We start from the raw sequence: 20,068 nt of genomic DNA on the forward strand, positions 1-20,068 counted from the left end.
GTTAATCCTTATCAGACCTGAGGTTGCGAAAGCGGTTTGGTCCGCTTATGAATCAGTCCTACGCTATCCAGGAACCAGTACAGCAACTTCGCCGCCAGCAGGCAGATACCAAAGATCACGAGGAAAAACACCACGCGAGAGCCGAAAGAATCCAGCCCTTCGCGTGCCAGCACGATCATATTGAAGATAGCGCCAAAACAGAAACTATGCAGAATGGCCGCCTTGTAGCGGTTGCTCTCCCGGTTGCCAAGCTCATACAGCCAGTCAAACCACTTAATAATCAGCCCGACCGCGACCGCTCCCAGCGGAATAAACCAAACTCCGCCCATAACCACCAGTGAACCAATCAGCGTGGGCGAGATAGCCAGCCCGGAGTGATTATTCAGCACTTCCCAGGTGAAGTAGTTGGCGGTATTCAGAACCATCGAAGGCCGGCCGTGCCACATCCAGCTGGGGATAAAGACGTAGAAATCCCTGATCATCGGCGCCAGCCCCTGGAACGCTATCTTATCGTAGTTCTGCAGCAGCAGCGCCAGGTTCTCCCACGGCGAGAAGGTATCGCGGGTCAGGTACAGGAAGGTATAAAACGCCTCATCGCCGCTGACGTTCATCCCGTAACGCTTCAGGGCCAGCCAGAACATACCGACGATACCCAGCACGCCGGCCGCAGCCAGCATCCACAGGCTTATCCAGCCGCGAATAATGCCGATAAACAGGAAGATGGCGAAGGCGATAATGATGTTCGCCCGCGTGCCGCCGACGATAGCGTAGGTCAGCAGACCAAAGGCGGTGGTGCTGATAAGGAAGAAAATCCACGCCTTATAGTCCTGGCGCAGGAAGTAGACCACCAGCATCGCCGGAATAAAGAAATAGAAAAAGCGCTTCAGCGCCACGCCGGACACTTCGCTGGAGAAGATCTGGCTATAGGAGTTGAGCCTGAACAGCAGGAATCCGTTGTGGGCAAAGAAAATGCCGACGCACAGCAGCGCAACGGCCAGCAGAATCATCCATGCCAGATGGGTCTCCACGCGGTTCATGGTGAACAGCGGGCGGCGCTGGCGATCGTGCGCGGACGAACGCAGCCGCGTCTTGTAGGTGACGTAATACACCGCGTAAAAGCACACCGACACCAGCAGGGTTTCCAGCAGCACTTCCGGCGGCGCAACGCTGACGTCAAAGCGGAAGACCAGAATGCTGGTCAGCGGGAAGCCGAAGAAGAAAGTCAGCAGAAACAGCAGCGAAAAGAAGACGTTGAAGTTAAAGCGCACCCGGCGAAACTCAAAATACGTGGCGGTGGCAATAAACAGCGACGACAGCAGCCAGACCACCAGCAGCCCGCTAAATTGCATTAATGTCATGCGCTCACCCCCGAGGCAATCTGCAATGCCCGCCGCCAGCCCGTCAGATAGTTTGGCCGGAAGAAAGCAATCTGGTTCTTATCAACGTTCGCCAGCTGACGTTGGGCCTCGCGTACCACGGCAACATCCAGGATATCGCCGGTAAACAGTACCGGAATATTCTGCTCCGTCATATCCTGCCAGAACGGATTCTCCCGATTCAGGACGCAGGGAATACCCGCCTGAATCAGCAGGCACAGCGTACCGATCCCCTGCTGGCGGGCAAAGAGAAAATAGCCCAGATCGCAGCGGCGCAGCAGTGCCAGATAATCGTTGAATTCCAGCCTGTCGCTGAGCACCTGTAAATTCCCGGCGCTAAACAACGCCGCGCCCGCCGCGCGCACTTCGTTAATATATTCGGCATTGTTGGCCGGATAGCCCATCGGGACAATCACGTTTACCGTATCGCCAAACTGCTGATGAATAGCGCGCAGCGCCGCAATATGTTCATTGCTGCGATCGCCTGAGTTGCCCACCAGAATAGTCAGCGCTTCGCCGCGCGGAGCGCTATCCGCCAGCGTATTCAGCGCCGGATCCATCCGGGTCGGGAAATAGAGCAGCTCCCCCGCCACCTTAGGGTGACGGCGGGCAAACCAGCTCAGGTCGCCGCGGGTGGCGAAAACGCGCCCCACGCGCCCCTGCGCCATACGGCGCAGCGGATAGAAAAGCCGGAACTTCAGGCTGGACGAATTCTCATACAGATCGGCGCCCCAGATATGCCAGTTGAACTGGGAAGGGCGAATTCCACCGCCGAGCAGCGCCAGCCACAGGCCGGTATTGAACTGACCGTGGAAGAAAAAGCGCTGGCGCCGATCCGCTTTCGCCGCGGAGATGACCGCCTGCGCCAGCGATTTCTTTCCGGGATAACAGGTGATGGATAGCGCCGGATACGCCTCGCGGACGCCCGCTGCTTCACCGACCACCATAAACCTGCGCGCCCGCTCGTCGCCGGCGGCCAGCTCGTCATTAAAGAACCGCAGAACGGTCTGATTGTGGTGCGGAATATCCGATCCCAGTACGTGTATCAGTGCTGTCATGCCCGTTTACGCCAAAGTAAAAACACGCCGCTACAAAGGGCGAAATAAACAATATACGTAGCCATATACGCCTGCGCTGCGCCAACTGCGCCGTGCGCCGGAATAAGCCAGTGTGAGAAGGCGGTCAACAGCGTGAACTGGCTGATTTCCGTCAGAATATAAAAACGCAGTGATGCTTTGGCGATCACCAGGTAGCCGTAAACATAGGCTCCGACCTTAAGGACGTCGCCCACCAGCTGCCAGGCAAACAGGTCACGCATCGCCGTAAAGCGTTCGGAAAACAGCAGCCAGATGGCAAAGTCGCGCAGTAGCCAGACGGTCAGGCTTGCCGCCGCCACCGCCGGCAGGACAAATTTTAACGATTTGCCGATCTCGCGGGTAATATCCGCTTTGGCGGTTAGCCGGGAGAGCGTAGGCAGCAAATAGACGCTGAACGACGCGGTAATGAACTGCAGATAGGCGTCGGAAATACTGCTCACCCCCTGCCAGATCCCCACAGCCTCCCAGCCGTAATGCTCCGCCAGCAGGTTACGCATCATCACGTAAGCGACCGGCAGCGTTACCGAGGTAATCAGCGCCATCAGGGTAAATTTTGACAGCTGCCCCGCCAGGCCGTTATCCCAGCGCGGGCGCAGCGCGCTAAGCGGGATACTCCCCCGCCGCCACAACACGATAGCCGCCGGAACCACCACCAGCGCGGGAACCAGCGCCAGCCCTAGCAGCGCACCCTGATAGCCGCCGAAATGGTAACAGGCATAGTATGCCACCACGCCGATCAGGCTACCGGCAATCAGCGATACCGCGTTCCCCGCCGCATCGCGGAAGCCTTTTATCAGCGCCAGCAGAAAGTTAGCCCAGGCAATGCCCATCTGCACCAGCGCTACCAGCCGCACCAGCCCCTGGTACTGCGTATGACCAAACAGCCCCTGGCTAATCGGCGCCGCGGCGAGTAAAAAGATAATCGCCAGCAGCGTCGAAAAGCCCAGCACCATCGAAGAGGAGGTGCCGACTACCTTATCCAACTGCCGGCAATCGTCATGATGCTGCGCCACCAGCTTGGTTACGCCGTTGAAAATACCGGCGCCGGCGAGGACGCCAAGCACGGTGACCAGCTGGCGAAAGTTACCGGCCTGACCTACGCCCGCCGGCCCGAAGGAGACGGCCAGCAGCTTAACCACCAGCAGTCCGGCACCGATTTTGACCAGGGTGGACGCCGCGGTCCACAGGGAAGCTTTTGCCAGCGACATATCAGGAGAAGTAGCTCAGCAGCGAGTTAATCACCGTCCGCTGGTTAACCGACGACAGATTGTAGAACAGCGGCAGACGCAGCAGGCGCTCGCTCTCCTGGGTGGTAAAACGGTCTTCGCCGCGGAACTCGCCGAAGTTCTCCCCTGCCGGGCAGCTGTGCAGCGGGATATAGTGGAAGACGGCGAGAATCTCGGCCTCTTTCAGCCACGCGATCAGCCTGCTGCGGTCGTCGATATCCCGCAGCTTGATATAGAACATATGCGCGTTGTGCCCGCAGTCGGCAGGGACAATCGGCAGCTCGATGCGCCCGGCGCGCGCCAGAGGCAGCAGCGCGTCGTAATAGCTCTGCCACAGCGTCAGGCGCTGCTGATTAATTTTCTCCGCCGCTTCCAGCTGCGCCCACAGATAGGCGGCCTGCAGGTCGGACATCAGATAGCTGGAGCCGATATCGCGCCAGGTGTACTTATCCACCAGACCGCGGAAGAACTGGCTGCGGTTGGTGCCTTTTTCGCGAATAATTTCCGCGCGCTCGACCAGCTGGCGATCGTTGATCAGCGTCGCCCCGCCTTCGCCGCCGGCGGTATAGTTTTTGGTTTCATGGAAGCTAAAGCAGCCGATGTGCCCGATAGTTCCGAGCGCGCGCCCTTTGTAGGTCGACATGACGCCCTGCGCGGCATCCTCCACCACGAACAGGTTGTGCCTGCTGGCAATAGCCATGATGGTGTCCATCTCGCAGGCAACGCCGGCATAGTGAACCGGCACAATCGCCCGGGTCTTCTCAGTAATGGCGGCTTCGATCAGCGTTTCGTCGATATTCATGGTATCGCGGCGGATATCGACAAAGACAATTTTGGCTCCGCGCAGCACAAAGGCGTTGGCGGTAGAGACGAAGGTATAGCTCGGCATAATGACTTCGTCGCCCGGCTGGATATCCAGCAGCAGCGCCGCCATCTCCAGCGAAGCGGTACAGGACGGGGTCAGCAGCGCTTTTACCGTGCCGAAGCGCTGCTCCATCCACTGCTGGCAGCGGCGGGTAAATCCGCCGTCGCCGCACAGCTTGCCGCTGCCCATCGCAGACTGCATATAATCAAGCTCGGTTCCCACCACCGGCGGCGCGTTAAATGGAATCATCATGTCACCTGTATAACCAGTACGCGGTGTTTTCCACATTCGCACCGCTGAGAATATAACGTTTAAGCGCGGCGGTATTACCCATCTGGGTCGCCACCCGCAGTGTAGAGAGCCCGCGCGATCCGGCCCAGCTTCGCGCCGCCTGCATCAGCTCAGCGCCGGCGCCGCGGCCGGCCAGCAGGCCGATCCGGGCGTCCGTGGCGTTGAGCTGACGCAGGGAGACAAAAGCGCGGATATCACCGTCGGAGGTGCGGAAAATCAGGCACTGGTTATCAAAGGTCCCCAGCACCGCATTTTCAATCCATTGGGCGTAGAAACGGCCGCTGGCATCAGCGGCATACCACGGCGCGCGAAAGCGGCTGAGGGCAAACGCCTGCGCCGCCAGCTCCCGCAGACGCGGGATGTCCGCGGCGGTGGCGATTTCGCACCCGAGATCGTCGGCCGTCCCGGCCGGCAGCGCCAGATCGACTTCCCCTTCAACCAGCTGGAAACCCAGCTGCTGTAAGGCATCCAGCCGTTCGGTATCGTCCGCCGCAATCTTCGCCTGCAGACGCGACCAGCCGGTCAGCGCCTCGCTCGTCAACGGCGGAGCGTCGTGTCGAAAGCGCACGATCGCGCTGTTAACGCCAAAGAAGCGATTTTCCCACTCCAGGGGTTCAATACTGGCGCGGACGGACACGGACGAGATCCAGTAAGTATTGGCCATAGCCGGAGCCAGGGATCGGGCCTTGGTTCATAGCGGTGACCAGAATCGTTCTCACCGCCATACCCCTTTGGTATCGACGATAAATGCCTGGGTTACGCTGTCGCCGCCGATCGCTTTGAACTCATGGTGATCGACCAGCATCACCAGTACATCGGCGTTTGCCAGAGCATCGCTCAGCGATGCCAGGGTGCACAGACCCTCGAGCTTCTTCGGCAGCTGGTGAATATTGGGTTCGACAACCAGCGTTTCGCCGCTGTGCCAGGCCGCAATTTGCATGGCGATAGCCATCGCCGGGCTTTCGCGCAGATCGTCGATGTTCGGCTTGAAGGCCAGGCCAAAGCAGGCGATTTTCAGCTCGCTGGCGCGCCGGTTGCTGGCGGCAAGACACTCGGCCACCCGCGCCTTCACCTGCTCGATAACCCATTCGGGCTTATGGTCGTTGACCTCACGCGCGGTGCGGATCAGCCGCGCCTGCTGCGGATTTTGCGCCACGATAAACCACGGATCGACCGCGATACAGTGGCCGCCAACGCCCGGCCCCGGCTGCAGAATATTGACGCGCGGATGGCGGTTCGCCAGGCGAATCAGCTCCCAGACGTTAATTTCCTGCTCGGCGCAGATCAGCGACAGTTCGTTAGCAAAGGCGATATTGACGTCGCGGAAGCTGTTTTCGGTCAGCTTGCACATCTCTGCGGTGCGGGAGTTGGTCACCACGCACTCGCCTTCGAGGAAAATTTTATACAGCTCGCTGGCGCGGGCAGAACAGACCGGCGACATACCGCCAATCACGCGGTCGTTTTTAATCAGCTCAACCATCACCTGGCCCGGCAGCACGCGTTCCGGACAGTAGGCGATATTCACGTCCGCCGCTTCGCCTGCCTGCTGCGGGAAGCTCAGATCGGGGCGCAGCTCGGCCAGCCAGCTCGCCATCAGCTCCGTCGCCCCGACGGGGGAGGTGGACTCAAGGATAACCAGCGCCCCCTTCTTCAGCACCGGCGCTATTGATTTTGCCGCCGACTCGACGAAGACCATATCCGGCTCGTGCAGATCCTTAAACGGCGTCGGTACGGCAATCAGATAGGCGTCCGCTTCCACCGGCACGGTGGTGGCGCTTAAATAGCCCTGCTCGACCGCGGTCTTAACCACGCTGGCCAAATCCGGTTCCACGATATGAATCTCGCCGCGGTTAATGGTCTCCACCGCGTGCTGATTAACATCAACGCCCACCACCCGCTTTTGCCGGGAGGCGAACGCGGCAGCGGTTGGCAAACCGATATACCCAAGGCCAATCACTGAAATGGTAGAAAAACTCATAGCGTTACCTGATTATTTTTAAGTGCGGTCACAATGCGGCTACATGCCTGCCCATCGCCGTAAGGGTTGTGCGCCCGGCTCATCGCCTGGTATGCGGCATCGTTGTTCAGCAGATTCGTGACTTCCGCGACGATGCGCTGGCTATCGGTACCGACCAGCGTAACGGTGCCTGCGGCTACCGCTTCCGGCCGTTCCGTCATCTCGCGCATCACCAGAACCGGTTTGCCCAGCGAAGGGGCTTCTTCCTGAATACCGCCGGAGTCAGTGAGGATCAGCCATGCGCGATCCATCAGCCAGACAAACGGCAGGTAATCCTGCGGTTCGATCAAAATCACGTTATCAACATGACCAAGAATGCGGTTTACCGGCTCGCTGACGTTTGGGTTCAGGTGCACCGGATAGACAATTTGTACATCGGGATGGCTGGCCGCAATTTCCGCCAGCGCGTGGCAGATCTGCTCAAACCCGCGGCCGAAGCTTTCGCGACGGTGGCCGGTGACCAGGATCATCTTCTTTCCGTTAGCCAGGAACGGATAGCGCTGCGTCAGCTCGATGCGCAGCGCCTCATCGCCCAATACGCGATCGCGAACCCAGAACAGCGCATCGATAACCGTATTGCCGGTGACCGTGATATGACTATCGGCAACGTTCTCCCGCAGCAGGTTCTGCCGCGAGGTCTCCGTCGGCGCAAAATGCCAGGTTGCCAGCCGCCCGGTTAACGTCCGGTTACCCTCTTCCGGCCACGGCGAGCTGAGATCGCCGGTGCGCAGTCCCGCCTCAACGTGCCCCACCGGGATTCGCTGATAGAAAGCGGCGAGGCTCGCCGCCATCGTGGTGGTGGTATCGCCATGCACCAGCACAACGTCAGGCTTAAACGACTCGAGGACCGGCTTCAGCCCTTCAAGGATGCGGCAGGTAATCTCCGTCAGGCCCTGGCCCGGCTGCATGATATTCAGGTCGTAATCCGGAACAATAGCAAACAGCTTCAGCACCTGATCGAGCATCTCCCGGTGCTGCGCGGTTACGCACACTTTCGCCTCAAAATGAGGGTCCCTGGCCAGCGCGTGAACCAGCGGTGCCATTTTGATGGCTTCGGGTCTTGTGCCAAATACAGTTAGTACTTTCACATCGATTCTCTTCGATTAGGTGATGAAGTCCGCATGACCTTCATCACAGGCCGCATTCACTGGATACGACGCCGCGATAACGCTACGCCTGCGCCGATGAGCGCGCCCACAATCCCCCACATCACCATCAGAAATACGCGGCGCGGGCTATCGCGTTTTACAGGTTCTTCCGGCGTACGCAAATACCGGTAAGTCTGAAAACGCGGATCTAAAGTCGGCCCAACGTTCAGGGTATTCAGCATCGCGCGGCTCTGGTCATAGTCAAGGTCGTATTCCGGACCTACCGCCTGCAGATTTTCTAACCGCGCCTGCAGCATCGGCCTGCCGAGTAAAAACAGCTCGGAATCCGGCAGCTGCTCGGCAGGAATATCGGTCTCACTGCGGGAAATATTATGCTGCTGGGCGATTTTCAGCGCCTGTTCCACGCTATGGGTACGGCGGTTGAAAATCTCACGCGCGACCTCTTCCTGACGCTTAACCTGCGCTTTCATCTGCACGGTACGTGCCGCCCAGGCGCCCTTGAGCTCGTCATTCAGGTGGCCCGCCGCGCGCTGGCTGGCAAACGCTACGTACTGACGCAGCAGATTATTGGCATCCGGCGCGGTCTCGGCCGTCAGCTTCACGCTATCGTTGGTATTCTTTACCGCATCACCCGGCATAAACTGAATATTGTTAATCAGATCGTCCAGCAGCGCGGCATCGGCGCGAGAATTACCCGACTGGCGCTGTTTGTAATAGTCAGTTTGCAGCCAGAAATCACGCCGGGTATCCCAGGACCCCTGCTGCATGATGAACTCTTTATAGGCGTCGTCCATTGCCGAAGGCTGATCGACCGAAGCCAGGTTGGCTTTGATATCGAGATTGCGTAAAAACTGCTGTTGCGAGTAGTAGCTGCCCAGCATATTTACGGTTGGCCGGTCGGTAATTGCCGTCGCGCTCCACTCCTGGCGAGCAAAAAAGGCATAAACCAGTACGATCAGCGCAAACAGCACGGCCATCCCTGCTATCCAAATTTTCCCTGCCCATAAGGCGCGAAACAGCCCGCGAATATCCAGCTCATTCTCAACGTTCACTGCTTGTGCTCCCGGTAATGGTTGAGTCATCACGTCCCCAGTTCTACTTGGTTAATTTTGGATTATTGCTGCTGTGTCGCCGTATTCTGCGTCTGATGCGCTTAACCAGGCGCGCCACTTTCCAGGCGCGTTTAATGCAGTAGCCGTAAAGGAAGAAGGCTAACAAAAAGAGTATTAACATCACCCATTCAGGAACGATACGGGTATATTCCGCCACCACCCCTACCAGCGCCAGTAAAGCGGCGGCCAGCGTGATCAGGACGAATGCCTGCCGGGAAGTAAACCCAGCGCGCATGATCAAATGATGAATGTGCTGGCGGTCCGGAGAGAACGGACTCATGCCCTTGCGCAGGCGACGATACATAATCGCCACCATATCCATCAACGGAATCGCAATAATCCACAGCGCGGTCACCGGGCTAATGGGATGCGTTTTACCCTGCGTGGTTTCCAGCAGGATCCAGATAATGGTGAAGCCAATCATGGTGCTGCCGGCATCGCCCATAAAAACCTTATAGCGACGGCCAAGCGCACCGAGGTTAAGTAAAATATAGGGCAGAATGGCGGCAATCATCGCAAAACACCACATTGCCAGGCTGTACTGGCCATCAAACCACAGGATGATGCCCGTTGCCGCAAAGGAGACCGAAGACAGACCGCCGAGCAGGCCGTCGATGCCATCAACCATATTAAAGGCGTTAATTGCGGCCCAAACGGCAAAAAGAGTGAGGAAGAAACCGAAGGGGCCGAGCACCAGCTCCCATGAGCCAAAAATAAAACCCAGGCTGCTAAGATGCAGGTTTCCTGCCATCATCATGACGACGGCAATGGCGGCCTGCATAACCGCACGAATTTTTACGCTGATATCAAATCGGTCATCCAGCGCGCCGACCAGTACCAGAATACCGGCGCACGCCAGGTACAGCGAAGCATGGGGAATGTAATAATCCGCGATCGCAAATGTAAAACAAATACCCGCGTAAACTGAGATGCCACCCACTAACGGAACCAGACCCTGATGCCGTTTTCGATAGTTAGGCTTATCGACTAACCCAACCTTTTTTGCCGCCTTGCGAGCCACAAATATAAAAAGGGTAGTGAATAAGAAAATACTGATTAATTCAGTAATAGCAGTGAGTAAATTCACAACGCATGTGCTCTCAGCATGGTTAATCCGGGAAGTATAACGACGATGTCTCAACTCCTGAAGGGGTAATGCAGATCATTACAAATTTATTGTATAGATTTTAGTCTGTTAAAGTTATCTCTGCCAGGAGAGGCGCGTTCATCATACGATAATACCCGCTCCGATTTCCCTTTCTGGATCATACAAATCCCAAAAACAAAACGCCACGCGGTTGCGTGGCGTTTTTCAGCTTTTTTAAACTTACGAACGCTTCATCATGTCGAAGAAGTCATCGTTAGTTTTGGTCATAGCCAGCTTGTTGATGAGGAACTCCATCGCGTCGATTTCACCCATCGGATGGATGATTTTGCGCAGGATCCACATCTTCTGCAGCTCTTCCTGAGTGGTGAGCAGCTCTTCTTTACGCGTACCGGAACGGTTGTAATCGATAGCCGGGAAGACGCGTTTTTCTGCGATCTTACGCGAGAGGTGCAGCTCCATGTTACCGGTGCCTTTAAACTCTTCGTAGATAACTTCGTCCATCTTGGAGCCGGTGTCGATCAGCGCCGTAGCGATGATAGTCAGGCTGCCGCCCTCTTCGACGTTACGCGCAGCACCGAAGAAACGCTTCGGACGGTGCAGGGCGTTGGCATCCACACCACCGGTCAGAACTTTACCGGAAGCCGGTACGACGGTGTTGTAGGCGCGAGCCAGACGGGTGATGGAGTCGAGCAGAATGATAACGTCTTTCTTATGCTCAACCAGGCGCTTGGCCTTCTCGATAACCATCTCGGCAACCTGAACGTGACGGGATGCGGGTTCGTCAAAGGTAGAAGCAACAACTTCACCTTTAACCAGACGCTGCATCTCGGTCACTTCTTCCGGACGTTCGTCGATCAGCAGGACCATCAGCACGCAGTCAGGATGGTTGTAAGCGATGCTCTGCGCAATATTCTGCAGCAGCATCGTTTTACCGGCTTTCGGCGGAGCAACAATCAGACCACGCTGACCGCGACCGATCGGCGAAGCCAGATCCAGGACGCGAGCGGTTAAGTCTTCAGTCGAGCCGTTACCACGCTCCATACGCAGACGTGAGTTTGCGTGCAGCGGCGTTAAGTTCTCGAACAGGATCTTATTACGCGCGTTTTCCGGCTTGTCGTAGTTAACTTCGTTGACTTTCAACAGCGCAAAGTAACGCTCACCCTCTTTAGGAGGACGAATCTTACCGGAAATGGTGTCACCAGTGCGAAGGTTGAAACGGCGGATTTGGCTAGGGGATACGTAGATGTCGTCGGGACCGGCGAGATAGGAGCTGTCTGCGGAGCGGAGGAAACCAAATCCATCCTGCAGTATCTCCAGTACGCCATCGCCAAAGATATCTTCGCCACTCTTCGAATGCTGCTTGAGGATGGCAAAAATAATATCCTGCTTACGCATACGGGCCAGGTTTTCCAGCCCCATATTTTCGCCGAGAGTAATCAGCTCAGAAACCGGCGTATTCTTTAATTCGGTAAGATTCATAATGGTGTGGGTTCTTAAACTCGGGGTAGAACTCGAACTTCATGTTGTGAATGGTATGGCAGGAACATCCATGCCTGTTAGCGGCCTACATCTCGTGTCTGTACGTTGCCTGGTCACAGGAAAGAACGCAGAGCTGAAACGACAAAACGGAATGAGTGATAAGCCCGGAATTTTTAGCTTCACGCGCATTTCTGCGGGATGCTTCGGGTAAAGCAAGATTCAAACAATAAAGGTATGTTTAAAACGAAGTCTGAAGTTAACTTAGCACGACTCAAGCCGGGCGTCCAGAGTTCCGCAAAAAATAGGAATCCGGACGCCGGAATGGCAAACTGATTACGCCAGATTGGCGTCGAGGAAGTCTTTCAGCTGGCCTTTAGACAGTGCGCCAACTTTGGTTGCCGCCACTTCGCCGTTCTTAAACAGCAGCAGAGTCGGGATGCCGCGGATGCCGTATTTCGGCGCGGTGCCCGGGTTCTGATCGATGTTCAGTTTCGCAACGGTCAGCTTGCCCTCATACTCGCCAGCGATCTCATCCAGAATCGGGGCGATCATTTTGCACGGACCACACCACTCTGCCCAGAAATCGACGAGGATTAGCCCGTCAGCCTTGAGTACGTCCGTGTCAAAACTGTCGTCAGTCAGGTGAATAATTTTATCGCTCATATTTAACTCCACAGGAATAAGCCTGGTGTGCTGGTGTCGCAGACATCAACGACGCGTTAATGCTACGTTATACACGTTATCCTTCAGGATGCCTCTGTAACTGACAGCCTGTGCGACCCGGTCCATCATGGACCTCGCCGCGCAGGAGTCAAAGCAAACCGTGTTCAAACCCGTTACCGGTAGATTATTCACCGCCGGTCCGCTTAGTAGTCTAAGCTTTCGAGGATTCATTCGGTTGCCGCAGAGCACCTTCAGTAATTTCGCGTATAGCCAACGAAAGGTTGACGTTATTTCAACGGATACGCTTTCTTAATGCAATAGTTAGCTGATATTCTACCACACTATGAGCAAAACACATTTAACAGAACAGAAGTTTTCCGACTTCGCCCTGCACCCGGCAGTTATCGAAGCCCTTGAAAAGAAAGGGTTTCATAATTGTACGCCCATTCAGGCACTCGCTCTTCCGCTAACGCTGGAAGGTCGAGACGTCGCCGGGCAGGCGCAAACCGGTACCGGTAAAACGATGGCGTTCCTGACGTCAACGTTTCATTATCTTCTCTCTCACCCTGCTATCGCTGAGCGCCAGGTTAACCAACCGCGTGCGCTGATCATGGCGCCAACGCGTGAGCTGGCTGTACAGATCCATGCTGACGCGGAACCGCTGGCGCAGGCCACCGGCCTGAAGCTCGGTCTGGCGTACGGCGGCGATGGCTACGACAAGCAGCTGAAAGTGCTGGAGAGCGGCGTCGACATTCTGATCGGGACTACCGGTCGTCTTATCGACTACGCCAAACAAAATCATATCAACCTTGGCGCTATTCAGGTTGTCGTCCTCGACGAAGCCGATCGCATGTACGATCTCGGCTTTATTAAAGATATCCGCTGGCTGTTCCGTCGTATGCCGCAGGCTAACCAGCGCCTGAACATGCTGTTCTCCGCCACCCTTTCCTACCGGGTACGCGAGCTGGCGTTTGAGCAGATGAACAACGCCGAATACGTTGAAGTCGAACCAGAACAGAAAACGGGTCACCGTATTAAGGAAGAGCTGTTCTATCCTTCCAACGTAGAGAAAATGCGCCTGCTGCAGACGCTGATCGAAGAAGAGTGGCCGGATCGCGCCATTATCTTCGCCAACACCAAGCATCGCTGTGAAGATATCTGGGGCCACCTCGCCGCGGACGGTCATCGCGTTGGCCTGTTGACCGGCGACGTCGCGCAGAAAAAACGCCTGCGTATCCTCGAAGAGTTTACCCGTGGCGATATTGATATTCTGGTGGCAACGGACGTTGCGGCACGCGGTCTGCATATCCCGGCGGTCACCCACGTCTTTAACTTCGACCTGCCGGACGACTGCGAAGACTACGTACACCGCATTGGCCGTACCGGTCGTGCTGGCGCCAGCGGCCACTCCATCAGCCTGGCCTGTGAAGAGTACGCGCTGAACCTGCCGGCGATTGAAACCTATATCGGGCACTCAATCCCGGTAAGCAAGTACAACCCAGACGTGCTGATGACCGATCTGCCGCGGCCGCTGCGCCTGGCGCGTCCACGCACGGGCAACGGCCCGCGCCGCAACGGACCGCCTCGCAATCGCCGTCGTTCAGGCTAGTAAAGTATGTCATACACAAAATCGTTCGGGATGCATCAGGGCGCAAGGTTAGCGAATCCCGAATGACTTACTTTAGTAAGTGGTTCGGGTGACAAATCTGTGTCTGACGGATTTGAACGCTGCTTGCAGCGGCCCCATCGGGGTGAGTCCCTGGGATGGGCCGAATAAGCACGCTACTTTCGCAGAGGCAATTTGAAGGATGAAGTGTATGAGTTCCACCTCGCTTTATGCAGCTATAGATCTTGGCTCTAATAGCTTTCATATGTTGGTTGTTCGCGAGGTGGCCGGGAGCATTCAGACTCTCAGCCGTATCAAGCGCAAAGTGCGGCTTGCCGCGGGCCTGAATAGCGACAACGCGCTCTCCGCGGAGGCGATGGAGCGCGGCTGGCAGTGCTTACGGCTGTTCGCCGAGCGCCTGCAGGATATCCCCCCGGCGCAAATCCGCGTCGTCGCGACCGCAACGCTGCGTCTGGCGGTTAATGCCGATGAGTTTCTGGCTAAGGCCAGAGATATTCTCGGCTGCCCGGTGCAGGTCATTAGCGGCGAGGAAGAAGCGCGCCTGATTTATCAGGGCGTAGCGCACACCACCGGCGGTGAAGACCAGCGCCTGGTGGTCGATATCGGTGGGGCCAGTACCGAGCTGGTCACCGGAACCGGCGCGCAAACCACCTCTCTTTTTAGCCTGCCAATGGGCTGCGTCACCTGGCTGGAACGCTACTTCGCCGATCGTAACCTCACGAAAGACAACTTCGAACTTGCTGAAAATGCGGCGCGCGAAGTCCTGCGGCCTATCACCGATACGCTGAACTATCACGGCTGGAAAGTGTGCGTCGGCGCCTCGGGTACCGTTCAGGCGCTGCAGGAAATCATGATGGCGCAGGGTATGGATGAGCGCATTACGCTGGCTAAACTCCAGCAGCTCAAGCAGCGGGCGATTCAGTGCGGGCGTCTGGAAGAGCTTGAAATAGAAGGCCTGACTCTCGAGCGAGCGTTAGTTTTCCCCAGCGGTTTAGCCATTCTCATCGCTATATTTAGCGAGCTAAATATTCGCTGCATGACTCTGGCCGGCGGCGCGCTGCGCGAAGGCCTGGTTTACGGCATGCTGCACCTGGCGGTCGATCAGGATATTCGTAGCCGGACGCTGCGTAATATTCAGCGCCGCTTTATGATCGATACCGAGCAGGCCCAGCGCGTCGCCCGCCTGGCGGCAGACCTGGTGAGCCAGCTGGATAGCTACTGGGAGCTGGAGCCGCTTAGCCGCGACCTGCTGGTGAGCGCCTGCGCCCTACATGAGATTGGCCTGAGCGTTGATTTTAAGTCCGCTCCGCAGCACGCGGCCTACCTGGTGCGCAATCTCGATCTTCCCGGCTTCACGCCGGCGCAGAAAAAGCTGCTCGCCACGCTGTTGCTCAACCAAACCAACGCGGTCGATCTCTCTTCGCTCCACCAGCAGAACGCGGTCAAGCCTCGGGTTGCGGAGCATTTATGCCGCCTGCTGCGTCTGGCTATTCTGTTTGCCAGCCGCCGTCGGGACGATCTGCTGCCGTCCGTCACCCTGACCGCCGAGGATGAAAAGCTGATGCTGAGGCTGCCGGAAGGCTGGCTGGAAAACCATCCGCTGGGCAGCGAGATGGTTGAGCAGGAGTGCCAGTGGCAAAGCTATGTCCACTGGGCCTTAGAAGTCGTCTGAGATCGGGGCGAGCGCTACTTCTCCTTCGCCTTTGCCAGCATCGCCCGGATGTTGGCGACGTTGGCCTGTCCTTTGTGCATACGTTCTTCCGCCGAGATAACCTTGCGCGCCTGCTCCCAGATAAGATCGTCCTGCGGGAGCTCCAGCAGAAAACGGCTTGGCTCCGGACGCACCAGCTCGCCGTACTGGCGGCGCTCTTTACATAGCGTAAACGTCAGCTCTTTTTGCGCCCGGGTGATGCCCACGTACGCCAGCCGGCGCTCTTCATCGACGTTATCTTCTTCAATACTGCTCTGGTGCGGCAACAGCCCCTCTTCCATGCCAACCAGATAGACGTACGGAAATTCCAGCCCCTTCGAAGCGTGCAGGGTCATCAGCTGAACCTGATCCAGCTCCTCGTCTGATTCGCCGCGCTCCATCATATCGCGCAGGGTAAAGCGGGTGACCACCTGGGTGAGCGTCATCGGCTCATCGATATCGCTGCCTTCCAGCATCTCGGTCATCCAGCTAAACAGCTGGTTGACGTTTTTCATCCGCATTTCCGCGGCCTTCGGGCCGGGCGACGTTTCATACAGCCAGGATTCATAGTCAATGCCGCGGATCAGATCGCGCACCGCAACAATCGGCTCGCTTTCCGCCAGCCGCTGGACTTCGGCCAGCCACTGCGTAAAGCCGGTGAGCGAATCATAGCCGCGTCCGGTCAGCGTCTGGGTGAGGCCCATATCAAAGCTGGCGGTAAACAGGCTTTTGTTGCGGGTCATCGCCCACTCGCCGAGCTTTTGCAGCGTTGCCGGGCCAATCTCGCGCCGCGGCGTATTGACGATGCGCAGGAACGCGCTGTCATCGTCCGGGTTGGTCAACACCCGCAGGTAGGCCAGCAGGTCTTTGATCTCCGGACGGGAGAAGAATGAGGTGCCGCCTGAAATTTTGTAGGGGATGCGGTTTTGCATCAGCATTTTTTCAAACACCCGCGACTGATGGTTGCCGCGGTAGAGGATCGCATAATCCTTGTACTGGGTTTTATTGATAAAGTGGTGGGCAATTAGCTCCCCGGTCACCCGCTCCGCTTCGTGCTCTTCACTATTGGCGGAGAGGACTTTCAGCTCGACGCCGTAGCCCAGCTCGGAAAAGAGGCGCTTCTCAAATACGTGCGGGTTATTGGCGATCAGAATATTTGCCGCTTTTAGTATCCGGCCGGAAGAGCGGTAGTTCTGCTCGAGTTTGATGACCTGCAGCGCCGGGAAATCCTGGCTCAGCAGAACCAGGTTCTGCGGCCGCGCGCCGCGCCATGAGTAGATCGACTGATCGTCATCGCCTACCACCGTAAAGCGCGCCCGCTGTCCCACCAGCAGCTTCACCAGCTCATACTGGCTGGTGTTGGTATCCTGATACTCATCCACCAGCAGGTAGCGGATCTTATTCTGCCAGCGTTCGCGGACCTCTTCATTACGCTGCAGCAGCAGGGTCGGCAGAAGGATCAGATCGTCGAAGTCCAGCACGTTGCAGGCTTTCATATGCGCGTCATACAGCGCATAGCAATGAGCAAAGATCCGATCCCGCTCGCCCTGCGCGCTTGCCGCCGCCTGCGCCGGCGTGCGCAGATCGTTTTTCCAGTTGGAGATCGTCGAGATCAGCAGCTGAAGCACCACCTTGTCGTCTTCGATCAGCCCTTCGGTCAGATCCTTAAGCAAACCCACCTGGTCGGTATCGTCGAACAGGGAAAAGTTGGATTTCATCCCCAGCGCGGCATATTCACGCTTAATAATGTCCAGCCCCAGCGTGTGGAAGGTGGAAATCATCAGGCCGCGCGCTTCTTTGCGTCCCAGCGTTTGCCCGACGCGCTCTTTCATTTCGCGCGCCGCTTTGTTGGTAAAGGTCACCGCCGCGATATGACGTGCCTGATAGCCGCAGACGCGGATCAGGTGCGCGATTTTATTGGTGATAACGCGGGTCTTACCGGAACCGGCGCCCGCCAGCACCAGGCACGGTCCGGTAACGAATTCGACGGCTTGTTGTTGGCCAGGGTTTAAACGCATGGGAGTCTTGCTCAATCTTCGAACGGGGTGAGGATTGTAGCAGAAAGCCGGGAGGAGATTTACCGGCTAATGGTAAAGTGTTGGCCACACCCGTCATCCTGAGAGCGAAACCATGGCAAAGTCCGCAGCGGCCCTGCATATCCTGGTCAAAGAAGAGAAGCTGGCGCAGGAGATCCTCGCCAAACTGGAACGCGGCATCAGCTTCGATCACCTGGCGAAGCGCTATTCACGCTGCCCCTCCGGGCGCAACGGCGGCGACTTAGGCGAGTTCCAACAGGGCGCGATGGTTGGGCCGTTTGATAGCGCGGTCTTCTCCTGCCCGCTGCTAAAACCCTACGGCCCGGTCAAAACGCGCTTTGGCTACCACATCATTAAGGTGCTGTATCGCCGCTAACGCATGCTAATATTGCGCCCTGATTCATCGCAACCTATCAAGGCACAATCATGGCTAAAACAGCGGCAGCAATGCACATCCTGGTGAAAGAAGAGAAGCTGGCACTCGACCTGCTGGAACAAATTAAAAACGGCGGCGATTTCGAAAAGCTGGCGAAGAAACACTCCACCTGCCCGTCAGGTAAGAAAGGCGGTCACCTGGGCGAATTCCGCCAGGGTCAGATGGTGCCGGCGTTTGATAAAGTCGTCTTCTCCTGCCCGGTGCTGGAGCCGACCGGCCCGCTGCACACTCAGTTCGGTTACCACATCATTAAAGTGCTGTACCGTAACTAATACATTAAAGCCTCTCTGGCGCAGAGAGGCTTTTTCCTTATTTCGCCTGCAGCGTTTTTTGTGCTTCATGCTTCATGACATGCATGCCGATAGCTGCCTGGAACACCTTAAACATCAGTCCGCTAATCAGCGTCGCGAAGGTGATGGTGATAAACGCCGTCATTACCCAGTCAACCAGCGCAAAGCCGCTATTTAGCAGCGCCGGGCGATACACCGCCATCCCGCCAAAGACCACCCAGTGGCTTAAGCAGTAGAAGCACTGAAACAGATGCCCCACCAGCGCATTCTTTTTTGCCGTCCACTCGCGAAATGAAGCAAACAGCTCCGTTTGCGTCACCGTTATCGAAATACTGCTGGCCGCCAGGGCAATCATCAGGCAGGTCGTTAAGGTAGCAATCATGAGTTATGGCCTTTGTCATTGAAGTAGCTGATAAATTCGCCGCCGATATCCTGTAGCGTCAGGCTTTTAAAACGATCGAGGATCAGCGTTTGCGCATCGGCGAGCGTTGCCGACATCACCCGGTTGACCCCCTGCTCCACCAGGCATTGTGGGTTCTCGCTGCGGTTGCCCAGCGCAAACAGCGCCGGTTCACCTAACGCCATGTAGATATCGTAAAGCGTAATCTCCGTCACCGGCCGACATAGCCGCCAGCCGCCGTGGTGCCCCTTAGTGGCACAGACAATGTTTTTTTCCCTGAGGCCGGCAAGCAGCTTGCGGATGAACGCCGGATTACCGTCAATAAAGGCGGCCATCTGCTCCGACGTCAGGGGCTTATCCATCTGCTCAAGGTGCAGCAGGATGTGCAGTGTTGCTGAGAATGAGTTATTTGTTTTCATGTAATTTACGATATTACATAAACGCCATGCTGCGCAATTCCCTCCGGTGAAATAAAACCAGAAATTCACACAAAATGATGATAGTTAAGGTTTTTTATATTTTTACACTGTGTTATTGACCAAAATAAATCTTATGTTACTTTTAATATTACATGATTTATTACGTTAACAATGAGGTCGATATGCACAATCAGGAACAGACGCCGGAACAGTTTTGGGCATCACATTACGACGCCATGTCTCCGCTCTCCAGTGGTATCCCCGGCAAAATTCTGCTGCGCTTTACCGAAGCATTAGCGCCGGGCAAAGCGCTGGAACTTGGCTGCGGGCGAGGAGACGATAGCGTCTGGCTGGCGAAAAAAGGCTGGCAGGTCACCGCCGTGGATTTATCCTCGCGGGCGCTGGAATACGCCGCAGGCAACGCCGAACGAGCCGCGGTCAGCGATCGTATTACCTTCACCCAATACGATCTCACCGAAGGTTTTCCTGAGGGTGAATTCGATCTGATTGCCGCCTCTTTTCTGGAATCACCCCTAACATTCGATCGTCATAGCATCTTCCGCGCCGCATTTGCCCACGTTGCGCCAGGAGGCATGCTGCTGATTACCTCCCATGCCAGGCCGCCGTCATGGTCAAAGCATGCCGATCGTCCGTTCCAGTCGGCAAAAGAAGCCCTCGCATCGCTTGAGCCGCTGCCTGAAGGTTGGGAGATCGTTTTCTGCGACGACGTTTCGCGCACGATGCGCGGGCCGGAAGGCGAGGAGGGAGAGGTATCGGATTCGGTGATTGCGCTAAGGCGTAAATAAACAGGCCCGGTAGCGCTTACG

At 56.6% G+C, this 20,068-nt stretch carries 19 protein-coding genes; 5 read left to right on the forward strand and 14 right to left on the reverse strand.

Annotation, left to right across the window (positions count from 1 at the left end; genetic code table 11):
* Nucleotides 1-11: 11 nt before the first annotated feature.
* From wzyE to trxA, 11 genes are all read right to left on the reverse strand, one after another.
* Nucleotides 12-1,358, reverse strand: a complete 1,347-nt coding sequence (gene wzyE, locus EDF75_RS26415; RefSeq protein ID WP_133601430.1) for an ECA oligosaccharide polymerase — start codon at nt 1,356-1,358, stop codon at nt 12-14.
* The gene (locus tag EDF75_RS26420) at nt 1,355-2,434 is read right to left on the reverse strand and encodes a TDP-N-acetylfucosamine:lipid II N-acetylfucosaminyltransferase (protein ID WP_133601431.1); all 1,080 of its coding nucleotides are present in this window, start codon (nt 2,432-2,434) and stop codon (nt 1,355-1,357) included. Before EDF75_RS26420 ends, wzyE begins: the two co-directional genes overlap by 4 nt.
* On the reverse strand, nt 2,431-3,681 hold the full coding sequence (wzxE, locus tag EDF75_RS26425) for a lipid III flippase WzxE (protein ID WP_133601432.1): 1,251 nt from the start codon (nt 3,679-3,681) through the stop codon (nt 2,431-2,433). Before wzxE ends, EDF75_RS26420 begins: the two co-directional genes overlap by 4 nt.
* 1 nt (nt 3,682) lies before the next feature.
* Complete coding sequence (gene rffA, locus EDF75_RS26430) at nt 3,683-4,813, reverse strand: dTDP-4-amino-4,6-dideoxygalactose transaminase (RefSeq protein ID WP_133601442.1); 1,131 nt, start codon at nt 4,811-4,813, stop codon at nt 3,683-3,685.
* A 4-nt stretch (nt 4,814-4,817) separates the two neighbouring features.
* Entirely contained in the window at nt 4,818-5,492 is a 675-nt protein-coding gene (gene rffC / locus EDF75_RS26435) for a dTDP-4-amino-4,6-dideoxy-D-galactose acyltransferase (protein ID WP_133601443.1), read from the reverse strand.
* A 78-nt stretch (nt 5,493-5,570) separates the two neighbouring features.
* Entirely contained in the window at nt 5,571-6,833 is a 1,263-nt protein-coding gene (wecC, locus tag EDF75_RS26440) for a UDP-N-acetyl-D-mannosamine dehydrogenase (RefSeq protein ID WP_133601433.1), read from the reverse strand.
* Nucleotides 6,830-7,960, reverse strand: a complete 1,131-nt coding sequence (gene wecB / locus EDF75_RS26445; protein ID WP_133601434.1) for a non-hydrolyzing UDP-N-acetylglucosamine 2-epimerase — start codon at nt 7,958-7,960, stop codon at nt 6,830-6,832. The genes wecC and wecB overlap by 4 nt, the downstream gene beginning before the upstream one ends.
* 56 nt (nt 7,961-8,016) lie before the next feature.
* Complete coding sequence (gene wzzE / locus EDF75_RS26450; protein WP_133601435.1) at nt 8,017-9,063, reverse strand: ECA polysaccharide chain length modulation protein; 1,047 nt, start codon at nt 9,061-9,063, stop codon at nt 8,017-8,019.
* Nucleotides 9,064-9,076: 13 nt separating this feature from the next.
* A complete protein-coding gene (gene wecA, locus EDF75_RS26455) occupies nt 9,077-10,180 on the reverse strand; it encodes a UDP-N-acetylglucosamine--undecaprenyl-phosphate N-acetylglucosaminephosphotransferase (RefSeq protein WP_041143476.1) in 1,104 nt (367 codons plus the stop codon).
* A 240-nt stretch (nt 10,181-10,420) separates the two neighbouring features.
* Nucleotides 10,421-11,680 (reverse strand): transcription termination factor Rho, encoded by a 1,260-nt coding sequence (gene rho / locus EDF75_RS26460; protein ID WP_002883293.1) that lies wholly within the window; start codon nt 11,678-11,680, stop codon nt 10,421-10,423.
* Between the two features lie 333 nt (nt 11,681-12,013).
* Complete coding sequence (gene trxA, locus EDF75_RS26465) at nt 12,014-12,343, reverse strand: thioredoxin TrxA (RefSeq protein ID WP_045853623.1); 330 nt, start codon at nt 12,341-12,343, stop codon at nt 12,014-12,016.
* 343 nt (nt 12,344-12,686) lie between these two features.
* Here trxA and rhlB point away from each other — a divergent pair, with 343 nt between their 5' ends.
* Together rhlB and gppA are read left to right on the forward strand one after the other, a co-directional pair.
* Nucleotides 12,687-13,952: an ATP-dependent RNA helicase RhlB gene (gene rhlB, locus EDF75_RS26470; RefSeq protein WP_041143474.1), complete on the forward strand. Its 1,266-nt coding sequence runs from the start codon at nt 12,687-12,689 to the stop codon at nt 13,950-13,952.
* Between the two features lie 199 nt (nt 13,953-14,151).
* Complete coding sequence (gene gppA / locus EDF75_RS26475) at nt 14,152-15,642, forward strand: guanosine-5'-triphosphate,3'-diphosphate diphosphatase (RefSeq protein WP_166646245.1); 1,491 nt, start codon at nt 14,152-14,154, stop codon at nt 15,640-15,642.
* A 14-nt stretch (nt 15,643-15,656) separates the two neighbouring features.
* Here the strand turns inward: gppA and rep are convergent, their stop codons facing one another.
* On the reverse strand, nt 15,657-17,678 hold the full coding sequence (gene rep, locus EDF75_RS26480) for a DNA helicase Rep (RefSeq protein ID WP_133601437.1): 2,022 nt from the start codon (nt 17,676-17,678) through the stop codon (nt 15,657-15,659).
* A 112-nt stretch (nt 17,679-17,790) separates the two neighbouring features.
* Between rep and ppiC (EDF75_RS26485) the strand changes: the two genes are divergently transcribed.
* Entirely contained in the window at nt 17,791-18,072 is a 282-nt protein-coding gene (gene ppiC, locus EDF75_RS26485; RefSeq protein ID WP_045853627.1) for a peptidylprolyl isomerase PpiC, read from the forward strand.
* A 50-nt stretch (nt 18,073-18,122) separates the two neighbouring features.
* Nucleotides 18,123-18,404: a peptidylprolyl isomerase PpiC gene (gene ppiC, locus EDF75_RS26490; protein WP_024555327.1), complete on the forward strand. Its 282-nt coding sequence runs from the start codon at nt 18,123-18,125 to the stop codon at nt 18,402-18,404.
* Nucleotides 18,405-18,441: 37 nt separating this feature from the next.
* Here ppiC (EDF75_RS26490) and EDF75_RS26495 read toward each other — a convergent pair whose 3' ends face one another.
* Both EDF75_RS26495 and EDF75_RS26500 read right to left on the reverse strand, forming a co-directional pair.
* Nucleotides 18,442-18,804 (reverse strand): hypothetical protein, encoded by a 363-nt coding sequence (locus EDF75_RS26495; protein WP_045853629.1) that lies wholly within the window; start codon nt 18,802-18,804, stop codon nt 18,442-18,444.
* A complete protein-coding gene (locus EDF75_RS26500; protein ID WP_076947982.1) occupies nt 18,801-19,241 on the reverse strand; it encodes an Rrf2 family transcriptional regulator in 441 nt (146 codons plus the stop codon). Before EDF75_RS26500 ends, EDF75_RS26495 begins: the two co-directional genes overlap by 4 nt.
* A 182-nt stretch (nt 19,242-19,423) precedes the next feature.
* Here EDF75_RS26500 and EDF75_RS26505 point away from each other — a divergent pair, with 182 nt between their 5' ends.
* Complete coding sequence (locus EDF75_RS26505; protein ID WP_208113331.1) at nt 19,424-20,047, forward strand: class I SAM-dependent methyltransferase; 624 nt, start codon at nt 19,424-19,426, stop codon at nt 20,045-20,047.
* Nucleotides 20,048-20,068: the final 21 nt, after the last annotated feature.

This window comes from Klebsiella sp. BIGb0149, from assembly GCF_004362605.1.
GTDB classification, from domain to species: Bacteria; Pseudomonadota; Gammaproteobacteria; order Enterobacterales; family Enterobacteriaceae; genus Klebsiella; species Klebsiella terrigena.

What these genes read in the sequence shown, in the direction of transcription:
- wzyE (WP_133601430.1), bottom strand. Translation starts at nt 1,358, where the DNA reads ATGACATTAATGCAATTTAGCGGGCTGCTGGTGGTCTGGCTGCTGTCG.
- EDF75_RS26420 (WP_133601431.1), bottom strand. Translation starts at nt 2,434, where the DNA reads ATGACAGCACTGATACACGTACTGGGATCGGATATTCCGCACCACAAT.
- wzxE (WP_133601432.1), bottom strand. Translation starts at nt 3,681, where the DNA reads ATGTCGCTGGCAAAAGCTTCCCTGTGGACCGCGGCGTCCACCCTGGTC.
- rffA (WP_133601442.1), bottom strand. Translation starts at nt 4,813, where the DNA reads ATGATTCCATTTAACGCGCCGCCGGTGGTGGGAACCGAGCTTGATTAT.
- wecC (WP_133601433.1), bottom strand. Translation starts at nt 6,833, where the DNA reads ATGAGTTTTTCTACCATTTCAGTGATTGGCCTTGGGTATATCGGTTTG.
- wzzE (WP_133601435.1), bottom strand. Translation starts at nt 9,063, where the DNA reads ATGACTCAACCATTACCGGGAGCACAAGCAGTGAACGTTGAGAATGAG.
- rho (WP_002883293.1), bottom strand. Translation starts at nt 11,680, where the DNA reads ATGAATCTTACCGAATTAAAGAATACGCCGGTTTCTGAGCTGATTACT.
- trxA (WP_045853623.1), bottom strand. Translation starts at nt 12,343, where the DNA reads ATGAGCGATAAAATTATTCACCTGACTGACGACAGTTTTGACACGGAC.
- rhlB (WP_041143474.1), top strand. Translation starts at nt 12,687, where the DNA reads ATGAGCAAAACACATTTAACAGAACAGAAGTTTTCCGACTTCGCCCTG.
- gppA (WP_166646245.1), top strand. Translation starts at nt 14,152, where the DNA reads ATGAAGTGTATGAGTTCCACCTCGCTTTATGCAGCTATAGATCTTGGC.
- rep (WP_133601437.1), bottom strand. Translation starts at nt 17,678, where the DNA reads ATGCGTTTAAACCCTGGCCAACAACAAGCCGTCGAATTCGTTACCGGA.
- ppiC (WP_045853627.1), top strand. Translation starts at nt 17,791, where the DNA reads ATGGCAAAGTCCGCAGCGGCCCTGCATATCCTGGTCAAAGAAGAGAAG.
- ppiC (WP_024555327.1), top strand. Translation starts at nt 18,123, where the DNA reads ATGGCTAAAACAGCGGCAGCAATGCACATCCTGGTGAAAGAAGAGAAG.
- EDF75_RS26495 (WP_045853629.1), bottom strand. Translation starts at nt 18,804, where the DNA reads ATGATTGCTACCTTAACGACCTGCCTGATGATTGCCCTGGCGGCCAGC.
- EDF75_RS26500 (WP_076947982.1), bottom strand. Translation starts at nt 19,241, where the DNA reads ATGAAAACAAATAACTCATTCTCAGCAACACTGCACATCCTGCTGCAC.
- EDF75_RS26505 (WP_208113331.1), top strand. Translation starts at nt 19,424, where the DNA reads ATGCACAATCAGGAACAGACGCCGGAACAGTTTTGGGCATCACATTAC.